Below are 16,325 nucleotides of genomic sequence, written 5' to 3'. Positions count from 1 at the left end.
GTGGCGCGCGCCCTTCCCGTACGCGCCCTTCCCGTACGCACGTTTGCCACGCGCGTCCGCCCGGGGCGCCGACTACAGGTCGCGCTACACCTCGCGTCGATGGGCGGCTGCCAGCACCCATACGACCAGGCGGCCGTCCTCGACCGTGTGGACGACGCGGTAGTCCCCGACGCGCAGGCGCCAACGGGCGTTGTGTCCTTGGAGCGCCTTGATGTCGAAGGCAGCCGTGCCGTTCGTGTCCAGCGCCCGCTGGAGCTCGGTCAGGCGGTAGAGGATGCGCAGGGCGTCGGGGCGGGGGATCTTGAGCATGTCCCGCTGGGCATGCGGCGTGAACCGCGTGACGTGTCCCATGGTTCAGGGACCGTCGGCGCGGAGCGCGGCCGCCATCTGCTCAAGGGAAACGGACCCGTCGAGTCCCTCGGACTCGGCCTCGTCGGCCAGCCCGTTCAGCCACGCGTCCTCGGCCCGCTCCGCGAGCTCACGCAGCCGCCGGTACTCCTCGATGTCGAGGACGACCGCCTCCTGCCTGCCGCGCCGACTGATGATCGTGGGGGTGTGGTCCCGGTGGGCGCGGTCGATCACATCCGCGAGGTGACTGCGGACCTCGGCCATGGGCTCGATCACTGGCTCAGGCATGTCATCAATGTATCAGGTGTACATCTGTGACATCAGGTGCCTGTCGTGGCGAGCCCGTGCTCGAAGACGCCCAGGGCGCGGTCGAGAAGCTCGCGGAGGTCGTCCCGGAAGTCGTTCTCGGCCCAGTACAGGGAGACCTCGGCCAGGCCGCCGATGAGGGACATCGCGTAGACCCGCACCTCCAGGCTGTCCTCGTCGCGGCCGGTGCGCTCCGCGACGGCGCCGGCGAGCAGTCTGCCGGTGACGGACATGCTCTCCAACATCCGCGAGCGCACCGCCGGGACCTCGACCATCAGCCGTGACCGCAGCCGGGTGACCTCGGGTTCTTCGGCCGTCCCGAGGTCGACGGCCCTCCGCAGGACGTACCGCAGGGAGGTCGTCCATGGCTCGCCCGTGGGCCGGCCGCACAGTTCCTCCAGCAGGAGCGGGTCGTCGTCCGTGAGGACGATGTCCTCCTTCGTGGGGAAGTAGCGGAAGACCGTGGACGGCGACACCTCGGCGCGCTCGGCGATCTGCTCGATCGTGGTGGCGTCGTAACCCTGTTCCTTGATCAGCGTGTACGTCGCGTCGCGGATCGCCGTCCGGGTCTTGATCTTCTTCCGCTCACGAAGCCCCAGTTGGGGGCCGTCGGGGAGGGGGAGGGGGCGTGCGGGTGTCATGCGGGTCATTGTCGGGGAATCGGCCTGCGGAAGGTGGGGCTGCGGAAGGTGCGGCTGCGGGTCAGTACGCGATCAGCGAGATGCCCACGTAATGGGCGATGAAGGCCGCCAGGGTGAGGGAGTGGAACACCTCGTGGAAGCCGAACCAGCGGGGTGAGGGGTTCGGGCGCTTGAGGCCGTAGATCACTCCGCCCGCGCTGTACAGGAGACCGCCGACGATCACCAGGACCAGCACCGCGATGCCGCCTGCCCGCATGAAGTCGGGCAGGAAGAAGACGGCCGCCCAGCCCATCGCGATGTAGCAGGGGGTGTAGAGCCAGCGTGGGGCGCCGACCCAGAAGACGCGGAAGATGATCCCGGCCGCGGCGGCGCCCCAGACGCCCCACAGCAGCCACTGCCCCTTGTCGCTGGGCAGGAGCAGCATTGTCAGTGGGGTGTAGGTGCCGGCGATGATCAGGAAGATGTTGGCGTGATCCAGGCGGCGCAGGACGCCGTCCATCCGGGGGCTCCACTCGCCCCGGTGGTACAGCGCGCTCACGCCGAAGAGCAGGCAGGCCGTCAGGACGTAGATCGCGCAGGCGATCCGGGCTCTGGTGGTGTCGGCGAGGGCCGTGAGCACCAGCCCGGCGACGAGTACGGCCGGGAACATGCCGAGGTGCAACCAGCCGCGCAGCTTGGGCTTGACCGGATGCGGCAGGGAGAGCGCGACGGGACCGCGGCCGGCGGAGGCCGGGTTGTCCGTGGGCGCGTCGGGGACGGACGCAGTCATACGGTGCATCGTATCTACGCAACCGTAAGTGACGGGTCGGCCGGATGGGCTGACCGGCCAAGAGTGGCCAGCGTCTCACGGAGGTTGCTCAAGGAAGCGTCAGCTGAACCCCACGTGGACGCAAAGCGGCCATTTTACACGTGGCATTCCTCACTCCGCTCACCTGTGAGACCCACTGGACATATGGGCGCTCCCGTCGGACGATCATATGAGTGCGGTCGGCACCGGATGAGCGCCGGAGATCACCATCCTGAGGCATCCGGGTCGCAGCCCCCACGGGGCCTCCAAGCTGAATACCCTCATTTATCCCCTCATCTAGGAGCAATCGTGGCGCGCGACATCGCGGCTCCCCCCGTCATCCCCACCTCCCACAAGGAACTGGTCTCGTGGGTGAACGAGATCGCAGAACTGACGCAGCCGGACAGCGTGGTCTGGTGTGACGGATCCGAAGCGGAGTACGAGCGCCTGTGCGAGGAGCTCGTGGCCAAGGGCACCTTCAGGAAACTCGACCCGATCAAGCGTCCCAACTCGTACTACGCGGCCTCCGACCCGACCGATGTCGCCCGGGTCGAGGACCGCACCTTCATCTGCTCCGAGCGGGAAGAGGACGCGGGCCCGACCAACCACTGGAAGGATCCCGCGGAGATGCGCGAGATCTTCGCCGGTGACCAGGGCGTCTTCCGCGGTTCGATGAAGGGCCGGACGATGTACGTCGTCCCGTTCTGCATGGGCCCGCTCGGCTCGGACCTTTCCGCGATCGGCGTCGAGATAACCGACTCCGCCTACGTCGCCGTCTCCATGCGCACCATGACCCGCATGGGACAGCCGGTCCTCGACGAACTCGGCTCCGACGGCTTCTTCGTGCGTGCCGTGCACACGCTCGGGGCGCCGCTGGAGGAGGGCCAGGAGGACGTGCCGTGGCCCTGCAACTCCACGAAGTACATCTCGCACTTCCCGGAGACCCGCGAGATCTGGTCCTACGGCTCCGGCTACGGCGGCAACGCCCTGCTCGGCAAGAAGTGCTACGCCCTGCGCATAGCCTCCGTCATGGCGCGGGACGAGGGCTGGCTGGCAGAGCACATGCTGATCCTCAAGCTCACCCCTCCGCGGGGGGAGTCCAAGTACGTCGCCGCCGCCTTCCCGAGCGCCTGCGGCAAGACCAACCTCGCCATGCTGGAGCCGACCACCCGCGGCTGGACGGTCGAGACCATCGGCGACGACATCGCCTGGATGCGGTTCGGCGAGGACGGTCGCCTGTACGCCATCAACCCCGAGGCCGGCTTCTTCGGCGTCGCGCCCGGCACCGGTGAGCACACCAACGCCAACGCGATGAAGACGTTGTGGGGCAACTCCGTCTTCACCAACGTGGCGCTCACCGACGACAACGACATCTGGTGGGAGGGCATGACGGAGGAGACCCCGGCCCACCTGACGGACTGGAAGGGCAACGACTGGACGCCGGATTCGGCGACTCCGGCCGCCCACCCCAACGCCCGTTTCACCACCCCCGCCGCCCAGTGCCCGATCATCGCGCCCGAGTGGGAGGACCCCAAGGGTGTGCCGATCTCGGCGATCCTCTTCGGCGGCCGTCGCGCCACCGCCGTACCGCTGGTGACGGAGTCGTTCGACTGGAACCACGGTGTCTTCCTCGGCGCCAACGTGGCCAGCGAGAAGACCGCCGCCGCCGAGGGCAAGGTCGGCGAGCTGCGCCGCGACCCCTTCGCGATGCTGCCGTTCTGCGGCTACAACATGGGTGACTACATGGGTCACTGGGTCGACGTGGCGAAGGACAAGGACCCGTCCAAGCTGCCGAAGATCTACTACGTCAACTGGTTCCGCAAGAACGACGAGGGCGCGTTCGTCTGGCCCGGCTTCGGCGAGAACTCCCGCGTCCTGAAATGGATCGTGGAGCGCCTGGAGGGCAAGGGCGAGGGCGTCGAGACCCCGATCGGCATCCTGCCGGCCAAGGGGGCCCTCGACACCGACGGTCTCGAACTGGACGAGAAGGACCTCGACTTCCTCCTCACGGTGGACAAGGAGGTCTGGCGCGAGGAGGCAGCCCTGGTCCCCGGCCACCTCAACACCTTCGGCGACCACACGCCCAAGGAGCTGTGGGACGAGTACCACGCGCTGGTGAAGCGCCTGGGCTGAACCGCCCCCGACCCCAAGACGCCGCGGCCGGTCTGATCGTGCCCTGACCAGCAACATCGTCAAGGCCGGCTGCGGTGACGCACCACAGACCGGCGAGACTGCGCACAACGGTGTGCGGAGCCCTGGGCCCGCCGTCGCCTCCCCCCGTCAGGGCGGACGGGGGGAGGCGACAGCGGGCCTTCGCCTGTCGGGGCGTCGGGGCGTCGGGGCGTCGGGGCCTTGGGGGTCCGGGGTCCTGGGTCTGCCGGTGTGCCACGGTGAGGCGAGGGCACCGCTGCAGCGCGAGCTTGGCGTGTCCTGAAGGCCCTTGATCCCGTGGTGAACGCACCTTGCGTTGATGAATCAAGGCCCACCGGTCGCAAAAAACCGATATTTGCGGACAATGCGTCTATGGTGCTGCAATGTGCGGAATTCGCCACGCGGCGGTCCCGTCGGGTCAGGCGACGGGCGTCACCGGGGTAAGCCCCGCGAGCCGCATCTGAGAGGGTCGACCATTCGGTCAAGATCACCCTTTTGGCGGTGTGGCGAATCGGCGCCAACGGTATCGACGTCGCTCGGGTGATCCTTGGTCACGGAGTGGGTGGATATATAATCATTCTGTCACGAAGCGGGAAGAACTGCCTCGTCTGTGTCCGTAGGGGATGGGCACGCAAGCGAAACGAAGCGCACTGAGTGCGCGCTTGCTGTCGGATCCCTCTTACACGTGAGGAAGGTTCTCTTGAACCGCAGAACGATCCGAATCTCGCGCCTGAGGTCCGCCACGATGGTGTCGGTGGGCGCGGTCGCCGTGGCGCTCAGCGTCGTCCCGAGCACGGTGGCTGTCGCAGACGCGATGCAGGGGTCCGGCGCTGACCGCGCTGCGACGCAGCTGCGCCCGGACAACACCCCCACCGGCGCCATCGAGGACGCGATCCGCAGGGCCGGTTCCGATGGGCGGGCGACAGTACGCCAGGACGACACCGCCGGGGATCGTGCCCTTGCGGTCCGCGACCGCGGTCCCCAGGGCCGACCGGGCAAGCATGGCAAGCCGGGTCCGCAGGGTCCCCAGGGTCCGCAGGGTCCGCAGGGTCCCCAGGGTGCCCAGGGCGCGCAGGGTGCTCAGGGCGCGCAGGGTGCTGACGGTGTTCAGGGCTCTCAGGGTGCCCAGGGTGCTCAGGGCGCGCAGGGTGCTCAGGGTGCTCAGGGCACGCAGGGCTCTCAGGGTGCTCAGGGCGCGCAGGGTGCTGACGGTGTTCAGGGTGCCCAGGGCTCTCAGGGAGCACAAGGCGCTCAGGGCGCTCAGGGCACGCAGGGTGCTGACGGTGTTCAGGGTGCCCAGGGAGCTCAGGGTGCTCAGGGTGCTCAGGGAGCCCAGGGAGCCCAGGGAGCCCAGGGAGCCCAGGGAGCACAAGGCGCCCAGGGTGCCCAGGGTGCTCAGGGCACGCAGGGTGCTGACGGTGTTCAGGGTGCCCAGGGAGCCCAGGGAGCCCAGGGAGCACAAGGCGCCCAGGGTGCTCAGGGCACGCAGGGTGCTGACGGTGTTCAGGGTGCCCAGGGCGCGCAAGGTGCACAAGGCGCTCAGGGTGCCCAGGGCGCGCAGGGTGCTCAGGGTGCTCAAGGCGCTCAGGGTGCGCAGGGTGCGCAGGGTGCTCAGGGCGCTCAGGGTGCCCAGGGCAATCAGGGCTCCCAGGGTGCCCAGGGCGCTCAGGGTGCCCAGGGCACGCTCGGCAGTTCCTACGTCAACACCGCCACCGCTCTGGGAATCGCGTCCGTCGACTGCAACGGCACTGATGTCGCCACCGGCGGCGGTGCTCTGACCGTGGGCACCCTCACCGGGAGCTACCCGACCGGCGGAACCACCGTGACGCCTCCCACCGGGTGGCAGGGCACCGCGGTCGGTACCGTCACCGCCTACGTGGTCTGCGCTGACGTGACCCCGTAACCCCTCTGAGTAACCCCTCAGAGCGGTGCCCCCGAGGCTTCGGCCGCGGGGGCACCGCTCTGAGGGGTGGCGGGCCACTCACCACGTCACTGGCATTGCGCCTACACCAACAGCGGCCCGCCGCACCGTTCTGTGCCGTCCTTCATCGCGATGAGGTTGGCGAGCACGTACGAGATGTTCTTCTCGGAGTGCCACTCCGACGGGAAGCAGGTGGTGAGCCGCGAACTCTGGAACCGGGCCTCGAGATCGGGCACGAAGGTGCGGTAGTGGTTGTCCGTGTAGTACCAGAACGAGTTCTCGTTGTAGTACGCGACGTGACTCGGGTCCTGGTACGCGCCCCGGCCGTCGGAGCTGGGTGTCACGGTGAGGAGCATGCCGCCGGGTGCCAGCAGCCGGTACAGCTCGTTGATCAGCGGCACCTTCGCGGGCACGTGCTCCAGGAAGTTCACGGCCCGCATCAGGCCGACGGAGTCGTCGGGCAGATCCACCCTGCCGGGCAGGGTCGCGACGATGTCGACGCCCTCCGCCGGGTACTTGTCCACGCCCACGTAGCCGGGCGGCTTGCGGCGGGCCGCGCCGAGGTCCAGCGCGACGAGCCCTCTCCGGTAGGTCCAGGCGAGGGCGTTGGCCTCGATGTACTTGTCGTACAGAGCGACGGTCTCGCGCTGGATGTGCGCGTTGATCTCCGGGTCGCGCTGGGTGTTCTCGGGGTGCATCCGCTGGAGGTACAGACAGCGGGGGATGTGGTGGAAGTCGCCGACGTGGTACAGACGGCACATCAGGTCCTGGTCGTCCAGGACCGTGCGGGCCGCGTCGTACCCGCCGGCCTTGTCGTAGGCGTCCTTGCGGAACGCGCGCACGTGGTTGGGCGCGTACCAGATGTAGGCGACGTTGTGCGGAGTCGGAGCCATGGACCTGACTTGGAGCAGCGTGCGTCCGTCGACGCGCACGTCCTCGTAGTGCCAGCCGTGCGTCTCGTTGAAGCGGCTGTCGTCGCGCTTCCCGTCCTCGGTGATCTGCGCGGTGTTGCTGTAGACGAAAACGGTGTCGGGGTGCTCGTCGAAGGCCTTGCCGAGTTCCGCCAGGCACGCCTTCGCCAGCAGGTCGTCGTGGTCGAGTTCCACGAGGATCTCGCCGCGCGCCAGTTCACAGGCCCTGCGCTTCGCCGCTCCGACGCCGACGACCTCGTCCGCGATCTCCACCCGGACTCTTGCGTCGGGGCGCTCCGGCCGCCACCGGGCGCCGTTGTTGAGCAGGACGATCCATTCCCAGTCCGAACAGGTCTGCGCCTGCAGGGTCGCCAGGCACTCATCGAGGAAACGGGGCCGGTGGCTGGGGGTGAAGACGGAGAATGTGGGTGTCGCGGTCGACGTCATCCGATGCTCCCTGCTGATGTGCCGTGGCCGCCTGTGAAGTGAAACCGCGGGCGCACCGGTGAGCGCCACCAGCCATTGCCGGACGTTTCACTGCGTCACATCTCGTGGGCGAGTGTGATGTTCAACGACGTTACGAGGCCGTGCCGACGGTGCCGCCGCTTGGCGGGAGAGTGGGGGCGCAGTCCACCCGAATGTACGCAGGGAGATCCGCTGACGATCCGCTGCCGGGCATGGCGCCCGGTCCGCGCGTCGCTGCGGGTGCACGCGGACCGGGGCCGCAGGAGGAGCCCTTCCGGGCTCAGGCGGACGCCACCTCGCGCGGCTCCAGGGCCACCGTGTGCGCGTCCATCCGCTCGGCGGCGAGGATCGCGGCCGCCGTGTCGGCACGGGAGGCCGCCACCACCAGTGCCCGGCCCGCGAGCGCGTGGGCCCGTCGGTGCAGGGCTGCCAGGCGCGGGGTGTGGCCGTCGGCCACCGTCGCGCGGGCCGGGGCAGGACCGCCGCGGAGTCGGGCCACCTGCCCGGCGAGCTGTTCGGCCGCGGCGTCCAGGTCGGCGGAGGGTGCCGCCCCGCGCAGCTCGTCCGTGACGGTGAGCAGCGCGGCGAGATGGCCCGCGAGCTGGATGTCCAACTCCTCCTCGCGCGAAAGGTGGGGGAAGTCGGAGGTGGTGCCGGCCATCGTGCTGTGGACCGACTTGGTGCGGATCGGCTCGTACATGGGATGGCCTCCTGTGCTGTCAGGAAACCATCCTAGCTTAGATTTCGTCTAAAGTTGAGTCGCTCAAGGGCCGGCCGCTACGGCTGGCTGTAGCCGTCCAGGAACCGCCCGATCCGGCCCACCGCGTCCCGTAGGTCCGTCGCCGTCGGGAGTGTCACCACCCTGAAGTGGTCCGGCTCCGGCCAGTTGAAGCCGGTGCCCTGGACGACCATGATCTTCTCCTGGCGCAGCAGGTCCAGCACCATCCGGCGGTCGTCCTTGATCTTGAACACCGTCGGGTCCAGCCGCGGGAAGAGGTACAGCGCCCCCTTCGGCCGGACACACGTCACGCCCGGGATCTGCGTCAGCAGCTCGTACGCCGTGTCCATCTGCTCCTTGAGTCGCCCGCCCGGCAGCACCAGGTCCTTGATGGTCTGCCGGCCGCTCAGTGCGGCCACCACCCCGTGCTGTCCCGGCATGTTCGCGCACAGGCGCATGTTGGCCAGTATCGTCAGGCCCTCGATGTAGGAGTCGGCGTGCGCGCGCGGCCCCGAGATCGCCATCCAGCCGACCCGGTAGCCGGCCACCCGGTACGCCTTCGACATGCCGTTGAAGGTGAGGGTGAGCAGGTCCGGGGCGACCTTGGCGGTCGGGGTGTGGGTGGCGTCGTCGTAGAGGATCTTGTCGTAGATCTCGTCCGAGCAGATCAGCAGGTTGTGCCGGCGGGCGATGTCCGTCAGTCCTCGGATCATCGCCTCGTCGTAGACCGCGCCCGTCGGGTTGTTCGGGTTGATGATGACGAGCGCCTTGGTGCGGTCGGTGACCTTCCGCTCCACGTCCGCGAGGTCGGGCATCCAGTCGGACTGCTCGTCGCACCGGTAGTGCACGGCCGTACCGCCGGACAGGGACACGGCGGCGGTCCACAGTGGATAGTCGGGTGCCGGTACGAGGACCTCGTCCCCGTCGTCCAGCAGCCCCTGCATCGCCATCACGATCAGTTCGGAGACGCCGTTGCCGACGAAGACGTGCTCGACGTCCGTCTCGATGCCGAGGGTCTGGTTGTGCATGACGACCGCCCGGCGCGCGGCCAGCAGCCCCTTCGCGTCGCCGTACCCGTGCGCCGACGACACGTTCCGGAGGATGTCCTCCAGGATCTCGGGCGGGCACTCGAACCCGAACGCGGCCGGATTCCCGGTGTTCAGCTTGAGGATGCGGTGCCCTGCCGCTTCCAGGCGCATCGCCTCCTGGAGAACCGGGCCCCGGATCTCGTAACAGACGTTGGCGAGCTTGGTCGACTGGATCACCTGCATGTCTGGGAGCTTACGGCCCGGTAACGCTCCATGGGTCGTGTTTTCCGCCACGTGAGACGCGGCGGTTTGGATGGATATCTCCGTCAGCCGTCCCGTCGGCCGCCTCCGTCTCCGGAATGTGCGGCCATGGCAAGGTCACCACGGCGGGCACAGGCCGAAAACGACTCCTTGTCTCCGCGCGCCCCTCCATTGACAATGCGCATGACAAAAATGCCGAGTGGCCGGAAGATCTCCGGTCACCCTTGTCATGCAGAGGGGACCCCACATGAGAAAGCCTCTCGTCGCCGCGCTCTTCGCCCTGGTGATCACCGGGGCCGGCGCGGCGCCGGCGGTCGCGGCGCCCCACCCCGAGGCCGCGGTCAGGAACGTCACCAGGGCCGCCACCAGGGCCGACACCACGGCCGTCACCAGAGCCACCTCGCCCACGCTCCAGGCCGTCACCCTCGCCGGGACCGTCGCGCTGAGCAACTGCTCCGGCTCCGTGGTCCGCTTCCCGACCTCCCTGGACACCGCCCCCGCGCTGGTGCTCACCAACGGCCACTGCCTGGAGAGCGGCTTCCCGGAGCCCGGTGAGGTGATCGTCAACCAGGCGTCCAGCCGTACCTTCGGCCTGCTCAACTCCGCCGGTACTCGCGTCGCGACGCTGCGCGCGAGCAAGGTCGCCTACTCGACGATGACCGACACGGACGCCACGATCTACCAGCTCACCAGCAGCTACGCCGCGATCCGGAACGCGTACGGCATCAGCGCGCTCACCGTGCAGGACACGCACCCGGCCGCCGGAACCGCGATCACCGTCGCCTCCGGCTACTGGCAGCGGCTCTACAACTGCAGCATCGACGGGTTCGTGTACCGCATGAAGGAGGGCGACTGGACCTGGAAGGACTCGGTCCGCTACACCTCCGCCTGCAACACCATCGGCGGCACCTCGGGCTCGCCGGTCGTCGACCAGGCCACCGGCAAGGTCGTCGCCGTCAACAACACCGGCAACGAGGACGGCGCGAGCTGCACGGAGAACAACCCGTGCGAGGTCGACGCGAGCGGCAAGGTCACCGTCCGCAAAGGCATCAACTACGCCCAGGAGACCTACCTGTTCCCGGCCTGCTTCACGACCGGCAACGTGCTCGACCTGAGCGCCTTGGGGTGTGCCCTGCCCAAGCCGTAGGGCTTCAGGGGGTCCTCCGCACCGCCCGCCCCGCCAGTACGTCCGTCCGGCGGCCGTCCTCGATCACGAAACGGCCGTCGACCAGGACGTACGGGATGCCCGTCGGGAGCACCCGCGGGGTGTCGAAGCTCGACCCCGCCGCCACCGTGGCCGGGTCGAACAGCACCAGGTCCGCCCGGAAACCCTCGCGGACCCGCCCGCGGTCCGGCAGCCGCAGCCGGGCCGCCGGGCGGGCGGTGAGGTGGGCGACGCACTCCTCCAGGGACAGCACGCCCAGTTCCCGCACGTACCGGCCGAGGTAGTGCGGGAAGGTGCCGTACGCCCGCGGGTGCGGCTTGGCGCCCTGGAGGATGCCGTCGGAGCCGCCGGTGTGGACGCGGTGGCGCATGATCGCCCGCACGTTCTCCTCGTGCCCGACGTGCTGGAGGATCGTCGAGCCGAGCCGGTCGTCGAGGAGGAGCCGGCGAGCGGTGACCCAGGGGGACTCGCCGAGCCGGTCCGCCGACTCCTGGACCGTACGGCCGACGTACTCGGCCAGCCCCGGAGCCGTCACGCCGGAGATCTCGATCGTGTCCCACTCGACGGGCACCCCGTGGCAGCCGTCCGCGCCGACGACCTCCAGGTCGTACCGGACGCGCTCCGCGGTCTCCTCGTCCACCAGCCGCCGCAGGACCGCCTCCGGGCCGCCCTCGCTCGCCCAGCTCGGCAGCAGCGCGGCCAGCGTGGTGGAGCCGGGCGTGTAGGGGTAGGTGTCGAGGCTGATGTCGGCCCCGGCGGCCAGCGCCTCGTCGAGCAGGGACAGCAGCTCGGGCGCGCGGCCCTTGTTCACGCCGAAGTTCATGGTGGCGTGCGCGAGATGGAGCGCGCAGCCGGCCTCCCGGGTGAGGGCCACCATCTCCTCGTACGCCTGCAACGCCCCGGCCCCGTACGAGCGGTGATGCGGGCAGTAGTAGCCGCCGTACCGCGCCACCACCCGGCACAGTTCGGTCAGTTCGGCGTCCTTGGCGTACATGCCGGGCGTGTAGGTGAGGCCCGACGACATGCCGACGGCGCCCTGCTCCATGCCCTCCGCGACCAACTGCCGCATCCGGTCGAGCTCCTGGGGCGTCGCCGCGCGGTCCTCCCAGCCGACGGCGAGCGCCCGGACCGTGCCCTGGGGGATGAGGTAGGCGGCGTTCACCGCGATGCCCCGGCCGTCGAAACCGGAGTCGAGCCGGTCGAGGTACTCGCCGACCGACCGCCAGTCGAAGTCGATGTCGTCGCCGTCGCCGTTCCAGCCGGTGATGGCCCGGCGCACCTCCTCCCGTGTCCGGTCGTCGACCGGGGCGTACGACAGCCCGTCCTGGCCGAGGACCTCCAGCGTGACCCCTTGCGCGGCCTTGGCGCTGTGGTCGGGGTCGCGGAGCAGGGCGAGGTCGCTGTGCGCGTGCATGTCGATGAAGCCGGGGGAGAGGACGAGCCCCTCGGCGTCCAGTTCCCGGCGGGCCTCGGGGCGCTGGCACCCGGCCGCCGCGGCCTCCTGGACGATCGACACGATCCGGCCGCCGTCGACGACCACGTCGGCACGGTACGACGGACCGCCGGACCCGTCCACGACGTCCGCGTCCCGGATGACGAGCTCTTCCACGAAGGCCTCCTGGCAGTCTCTACTGGCGGTCGTCTCTACCGTCGGTCTCCACCGGCGGTCCCTGCTGCGGTCTCTAGAAGAACGTGCGGATGTAGTCGACGACCGTGCCGTCCGCCTCGGCGACCGGGATCAGCTGCCACTTGTCGAAGGACGTGCACGGGTGGGACAGCCCCAGACCGACCCAGTCGCCGACCTCCAGGTCAGCCTCGGGAGCCGTACGTACCCAGGCGTGCTGGTCGGACAGGGCGGTCACCTCGATTCCGGCGGCCGGGCGCTCCACGCCGTCCCGGCGGACGACCTGGGCGAAGGGCAGGTCGAGGTCGTAGGCCGCGTCCCGCTTGCCCGCGTTGAGGAACGCCTGCTCGGCGGACGGGCGGGACACCACCTGCGTCCACAGCCGGAACGCCGGCTCCAGCGCGCCCTCCTCGGGGACCCGGTTGAAGGGCGTGATCTTGCGGTAGTGGCCGTCGTCGTGCGAGACGTAGGCACCCGAGCGCAGCACCTTCAGTACGGGGGAGGACAGTTCGGGGATCTCCGCGAAGACGTCGGCGACCGCGTCGAACCAGGCGCTGCCGCCCGCGCTGACGACGATCTCGTCCGTGTGCGCGAACCGTCCTGCCTTGTCGAAGTCGACGGCGAGCGCGACCAGCCGCCGCAGCCAGGCGTGCACCCGCTCCGGATCGGCTCCCGGGACCTCGCCCTCGTAACCGGCGACACCGACGAGCCGTAGCGTCCGCGTTCCGGCCACCGCGTCGGCGACCGCCGCGCACTCCGCCTCCGTACGGACGCCGGTGCGCGCGCCTTCGCCGGCGGCGAGTTCCACGACGACGTCGAGGGGGCGGCGGGCTCCGCGCAGGGCCGCGTCCATCAGCTCGACTCCGCGTACGGAGTCGACGTAACAGAGGAGACGGAAGTCGTCGTCGGCGTCGAGCTGGGCGGAGATCCAGCGCAGGGCGGCCGGATCGACCAGCTCGTTCGCGAGGAAGATCCGCTGGACGCCGAACGCGCGCGCCACCCTCACCTGGTGCGGCACCGCGAGGGTGATGCCCCAGGCCCCGTGCTCGATCTGCCGCTGGAAGAGCTGCGGGGCCATGGAGGTCTTGCCGTGCGGGGCGAAGGTGAGTCCGTGGCGGGTCGCGTACGTCTCCATGAGCCGCAGGTTGTGCTCCAGGCGCTCGGCGGAGAGGGCGAGCACGGGGGTGGCGAAACCGTCGGTGAAGAGGTTGCGGCGCCGGCCGGTCAGCTCGCCGACGGTCAGGCCGTCGGCGTCCGGGGGGAGGCCCTTGAAACGGTGGTCGACGCGCTCCTCGGCGAGGCGGGCGAGAGCTTCGGAGGGGCTGGCGAGGGTTTCGGAGGGGCTTTCGGCTGTCACGGAGCCTCCCTGGTTCCAGTGTGTTGCATAGTGTGCAACAGTCATTGCGTATATCGCTTACCGCTGTCTAACATCTCGCCCACGCGGGGTCAACGGAGCCGCCGCCACCCGCACACGGTTGAGGAGCTACGACGATCGTGACCACTACAGGACCCAGCAATGCCCCCGACGTCGTGGACGTCGTCGCGCTCGGCGAGTCCATGGTCACGTTCATGCCCTCCCGGCCCGGTCGCCTCGCCGATGTCCCCTCCTTCGACCGGGGGATCGGAGGCGCGGAGTCGAACGTGGCGTGCGTGCTGGCCGCCGCCGGGCACTCCGTGCGCTGGGTCAGCCGGGTCGGCGCGGACGGGTTCGGCGACCACCTCGTCGAGGAGATCGGGGCGTACGGCGTCGACGTCTCCGCGGTACGCCGGGACCCGGTGCGGCCGACGGGCGTGTACTTCCGTACGGCGGGGGACCGGGCCGACGACGACCACGAGGTGGCGTACTACCGGGCGGGGTCGGCGGCCTCCGCGATGGCGACGGACACCGTGGACCTGACGGCGGTACGGTCGGGGCGGATCCTTCACCTCTCCGGGATCACGGCCGCCCTGTCCGGCGACTGCCTGCGTCTGCTGCGCGAGCTGACCGCCCGGCGCCCGAACCGTCCGCTGGTCTCCTTCGACGTCAACCACCGCGTCGGCCTCTGGCGGGACACCGACGGACCGCGCGTCCTGCTGGAGCTGGCCCGCGGAGCCGACATCGTGTTCGTGGGGGAGGACGAGGCCGAGGAGGCGTGGGGCATCACGGGCGGCGCGGAGGCGATCCGCGAGGCACTGCCCGAGCCCGGCGTGCTGGTGGTCAAACAGGGGGAGCGGGGGGCGACGCTGTTCGGCCACCCCGCGGGCAGCCGTACGGCCGGGACGGCTCCCGACCCGAGGAACGGCAGTTCCCGGCGGGCGTCGGGTGACGGGGTCCACCTCTCGACTGAGGCTGAGGTTGAGGCTGCGGCGGCCACTCCGGCGACGGACGGCAGCCCCCGGCCGGCATCGGACGACCCGGCCCACCCCCCGGCCGCCACTCCGGCGACGTTCGTCCCCGCCCTCCAGGTGGACGTGGTCGCGACGGTAGGCGCCGGTGACGCCTTCGCCGCCGGCTTCCTGTCGGCCACCCTGCGTCAACTCCCCGTAAGGGACCGCCTCCGCCACGGCCACCTCTGGGCCGCCGCCGCCCTCACCACCCCCGGCGACCTCGCCCCGCCCCCCACCCGCGACCACGCCGACCGCCTCGTCGCCCTGGACGACGACGCGTGGGGGAGACTTCGACTCGGCCCCGGCTGGACACAGGCCGCACAACGGGCCGAGGAGGAGGTACGTACGCCATGAGCCAGACCGTCGACCGCGCGCTGAGCATCCTGCCGCTGCTCGCGGAGGGCCCCGCCGACCTGGGGCAGGTCGCCGACCGCCTCGGCGTGCACAAGTCCACCGCGCTGCGCCTTCTCCGCACCCTGCACGAGCACGGCATGGTCTACCGCCAGTCCGACCAGCGCTACCGACTCGGCGCCCGCCTCATCGCCCTCGCCCAGGAGGCGATGGAGAACCTCGACATCCGCGAGATCGCCCACCCGCACCTCGTAGGCCTCAACGAACAGTGCGGTCACACCGTCCACCTCGCGGTCTACGAGGAGGCCGAGGTGCTCTACATCGACAAGGTGGAGAGCCGCTACCCGGTGCGCATGTACTCGCGGATCGGCAAACCGGTGGCCATCACCGTCGCCGCCGTGGCGAAGCTGCTCCTCGCCGACCGCCCGGAAGCCGAGCGCCGCGTCCTCGCCGAGAAGCTCGACTACCCCCTGTACACGGCCCGTTCGACACCCAACGCCGCCGCCTTCCTGCGCGAACTGGAGAAGGTGCGCGAACAGGGCTGGGCCACCGACCTCGGTGGCCACGAGGAGTCCATCAACTGCGTCGCGGCCCCCATCCGCGGCGCCGACGGCAGGGTGGTCGCCGCGATGTCGGTCTCCGCGCCCAACGTCGTCGTCACCGCCGACGAACTCCTCACCCTGCTCCCGCTGGTGCGCCGTACCGCGGACGGCATCAGCGGCGAGTACTCCGGCCGGCCCCCCGTCAAGGAAGTCACCTCATGACCGAGAAGATCTCGCTCACCCCCTCGACCCACACCACACCGCCCGCGAAGTTCTCCCACGGCGTGCGGAAGGGCAACATCCTCCAGGTCGCCGGCCAGGTCGGCTTCCTCCCCGCCGAGGAGGGCAAGCCGCCCACGCCGGCCGGTCCGACCCTGCGCGAGCAGACCCTCCAGACCCTCGCCAACGTCAAGGCGATCCTGGAGGAGGGCGGCGCGAGCTGGGACGACGTGATGATGATCCGCGTCTATCTGACGGACGTGGACCACTTCGCCGAGATGAACGGCATCTACAACACCTACTTCGAGGAGCAGGCCCTCACCGCACCCCCGGCCGCCCGTACGACGGTCTACGTCGGCCTTCCCGCCGGGCTCCTCATCGAGATCGACGCGCTCGCCGTCCTGGGCTGAACCCCTGACGGCCCCGCAACTGGGCTGGACGGTCCCCTCAACTGGGCTGACGGCCCCTCAAGCCGACTGACGGCCCCGCAACTGGGCTGACGGTCCCCTCAACTCGACTG

15 protein-coding genes are annotated in these 16,325 nt (G+C 69.9%); 5 read left to right on the top strand and 10 right to left on the bottom strand.

All coding sequences use genetic code 11. The features are described from left to right. Window positions 1-84 precede the first annotated feature (84 nt). The 4 genes from M2271_RS13190 to M2271_RS13175 form a co-directional block, all read right to left on the bottom strand. On the bottom strand, window positions 85-351 hold the full coding sequence (locus M2271_RS13190; RefSeq protein ID WP_280887355.1) for a type II toxin-antitoxin system RelE/ParE family toxin: 267 nt from the start codon (window positions 349-351) through the stop codon (window positions 85-87). Window positions 352-354: 3 nt separating this feature from the next. Next, window positions 355-636 carry a type II toxin-antitoxin system Phd/YefM family antitoxin gene (locus M2271_RS13185; RefSeq protein WP_280887354.1) on the bottom strand — a complete coding sequence of 94 codons (282 nt, stop codon included), beginning with the start codon at window positions 634-636 and terminating at the stop codon, window positions 355-357. Between the two features lie 32 nt (window positions 637-668). Beyond that, a complete protein-coding gene (locus tag M2271_RS13180; RefSeq protein WP_280887353.1) occupies window positions 669-1,295 on the bottom strand; it encodes a TetR family transcriptional regulator in 627 nt (208 codons plus the stop codon). Between the two features lie 61 nt (window positions 1,296-1,356). Beyond that, complete coding sequence (locus M2271_RS13175) at window positions 1,357-2,064, bottom strand: hemolysin III family protein (RefSeq protein WP_280887352.1); 708 nt, start codon at window positions 2,062-2,064, stop codon at window positions 1,357-1,359. A gap of 327 nt (window positions 2,065-2,391) precedes the next feature. Here M2271_RS13175 and M2271_RS13170 point away from each other — a divergent pair, with 327 nt between their 5' ends. Next, window positions 2,392-4,215: a phosphoenolpyruvate carboxykinase (GTP) gene (locus M2271_RS13170; RefSeq protein ID WP_280887351.1), complete on the top strand. Its 1,824-nt coding sequence runs from the start codon at window positions 2,392-2,394 to the stop codon at window positions 4,213-4,215. Between the two features lie 697 nt (window positions 4,216-4,912). Here the strand turns inward: M2271_RS13170 and M2271_RS13165 are convergent. The 4 genes from M2271_RS13165 to M2271_RS13150 form a co-directional block, all read right to left on the bottom strand. After that, window positions 4,913-5,812: a hypothetical protein gene (locus M2271_RS13165; protein ID WP_280887350.1), complete on the bottom strand. Its 900-nt coding sequence runs from the start codon at window positions 5,810-5,812 to the stop codon at window positions 4,913-4,915. Window positions 5,813-6,237: 425 nt separating this feature from the next. Further along, window positions 6,238-7,512 carry a glycosyltransferase gene (locus M2271_RS13160; RefSeq protein ID WP_280887349.1) on the bottom strand — a complete coding sequence of 425 codons (1,275 nt, stop codon included), beginning with the start codon at window positions 7,510-7,512 and terminating at the stop codon, window positions 6,238-6,240. Between the two features lie 298 nt (window positions 7,513-7,810). Further along, a complete protein-coding gene (locus M2271_RS13155; protein ID WP_280887348.1) occupies window positions 7,811-8,230 on the bottom strand; it encodes a hypothetical protein in 420 nt (139 codons plus the stop codon). Window positions 8,231-8,307: 77 nt separating this feature from the next. After that, complete coding sequence (locus M2271_RS13150) at window positions 8,308-9,519, bottom strand: pyridoxal phosphate-dependent aminotransferase (RefSeq protein ID WP_280887347.1); 1,212 nt, start codon at window positions 9,517-9,519, stop codon at window positions 8,308-8,310. 265 nt (window positions 9,520-9,784) lie between these two features. Between M2271_RS13150 and M2271_RS13145 the strand changes: the two genes are divergently transcribed. Further along, entirely contained in the window at window positions 9,785-10,684 is a 900-nt protein-coding gene (locus tag M2271_RS13145; protein ID WP_280887346.1) for a serine protease, read from the top strand. A 4-nt stretch (window positions 10,685-10,688) separates the two neighbouring features. Here M2271_RS13145 and M2271_RS13140 read toward each other — a convergent pair whose 3' ends face one another. Both M2271_RS13140 and M2271_RS13135 read right to left on the bottom strand, forming a co-directional pair. Continuing rightward, on the bottom strand, window positions 10,689-12,311 hold the full coding sequence (locus tag M2271_RS13140) for a D-aminoacylase (protein WP_280887345.1): 1,623 nt from the start codon (window positions 12,309-12,311) through the stop codon (window positions 10,689-10,691). A gap of 73 nt (window positions 12,312-12,384) precedes the next feature. Next, window positions 12,385-13,728: an amino acid deaminase gene (locus M2271_RS13135; protein WP_280887344.1), complete on the bottom strand. Its 1,344-nt coding sequence runs from the start codon at window positions 13,726-13,728 to the stop codon at window positions 12,385-12,387. A gap of 92 nt (window positions 13,729-13,820) precedes the next feature. Between M2271_RS13135 and M2271_RS13130 the strand changes: the two genes are divergently transcribed. The 3 genes from M2271_RS13130 to M2271_RS13120 are packed head-to-tail and all read left to right on the top strand — an operon-like array spanning window position 13,821 to window position 16,215. After that, window positions 13,821-15,047 (top strand): sugar kinase, encoded by a 1,227-nt coding sequence (locus M2271_RS13130; RefSeq protein WP_280887343.1) that lies wholly within the window; start codon window positions 13,821-13,823, stop codon window positions 15,045-15,047. Next, window positions 15,044-15,808, top strand: coding sequence for an IclR family transcriptional regulator (locus tag M2271_RS13125; protein WP_280887342.1), 765 nt, complete (start codon window positions 15,044-15,046; stop codon window positions 15,806-15,808). The genes M2271_RS13130 and M2271_RS13125 overlap by 4 nt, the downstream gene beginning before the upstream one ends. Then, window positions 15,805-16,215, top strand: a complete 411-nt coding sequence (locus tag M2271_RS13120; RefSeq protein WP_280887341.1) for a RidA family protein — start codon at window positions 15,805-15,807, stop codon at window positions 16,213-16,215. The genes M2271_RS13125 and M2271_RS13120 overlap by 4 nt, the downstream gene beginning before the upstream one ends. Window positions 16,216-16,325 lie beyond the last annotated feature (110 nt).

Source organism: Streptomyces sp. LBL, assembly GCF_029893585.1.
Classification (GTDB): domain Bacteria; phylum Actinomycetota; class Actinomycetes; order Streptomycetales; family Streptomycetaceae; genus Streptomyces.
Note: the sequence above shows the minus strand (reverse complement) of the source record. Positions and strands in the feature narration are given on the sequence as shown.

Excerpts from the sequence above, each read along its gene's own strand:
- M2271_RS13190 (WP_280887355.1), bottom strand. The coding sequence starts at position 351 with ATGGGACACGTCACGCGGTTCACGCCGCATGCCCAGCGGGACATGCTC.
- M2271_RS13185 (WP_280887354.1), bottom strand. The coding sequence starts at position 636 with ATGCCTGAGCCAGTGATCGAGCCCATGGCCGAGGTCCGCAGTCACCTC.
- M2271_RS13180 (WP_280887353.1), bottom strand. The coding sequence starts at position 1,295 with ATGACACCCGCACGCCCCCTCCCCCTCCCCGACGGCCCCCAACTGGGG.
- M2271_RS13175 (WP_280887352.1), bottom strand. The coding sequence starts at position 2,064 with ATGACTGCGTCCGTCCCCGACGCGCCCACGGACAACCCGGCCTCCGCC.
- M2271_RS13160 (WP_280887349.1), bottom strand. The coding sequence starts at position 7,512 with ATGACGTCGACCGCGACACCCACATTCTCCGTCTTCACCCCCAGCCAC.
- M2271_RS13155 (WP_280887348.1), bottom strand. The coding sequence starts at position 8,230 with ATGTACGAGCCGATCCGCACCAAGTCGGTCCACAGCACGATGGCCGGC.
- M2271_RS13150 (WP_280887347.1), bottom strand. The coding sequence starts at position 9,519 with ATGCAGGTGATCCAGTCGACCAAGCTCGCCAACGTCTGTTACGAGATC.
- M2271_RS13145 (WP_280887346.1), top strand. The coding sequence starts at position 9,785 with ATGAGAAAGCCTCTCGTCGCCGCGCTCTTCGCCCTGGTGATCACCGGG.
- M2271_RS13135 (WP_280887344.1), bottom strand. The coding sequence starts at position 13,728 with ATGACTGTTGCACACTATGCAACACACTGGAACCAGGGAGGCTCCGTG.
- M2271_RS13125 (WP_280887342.1), top strand. The coding sequence starts at position 15,044 with ATGAGCCAGACCGTCGACCGCGCGCTGAGCATCCTGCCGCTGCTCGCG.
- M2271_RS13120 (WP_280887341.1), top strand. The coding sequence starts at position 15,805 with ATGACCGAGAAGATCTCGCTCACCCCCTCGACCCACACCACACCGCCC.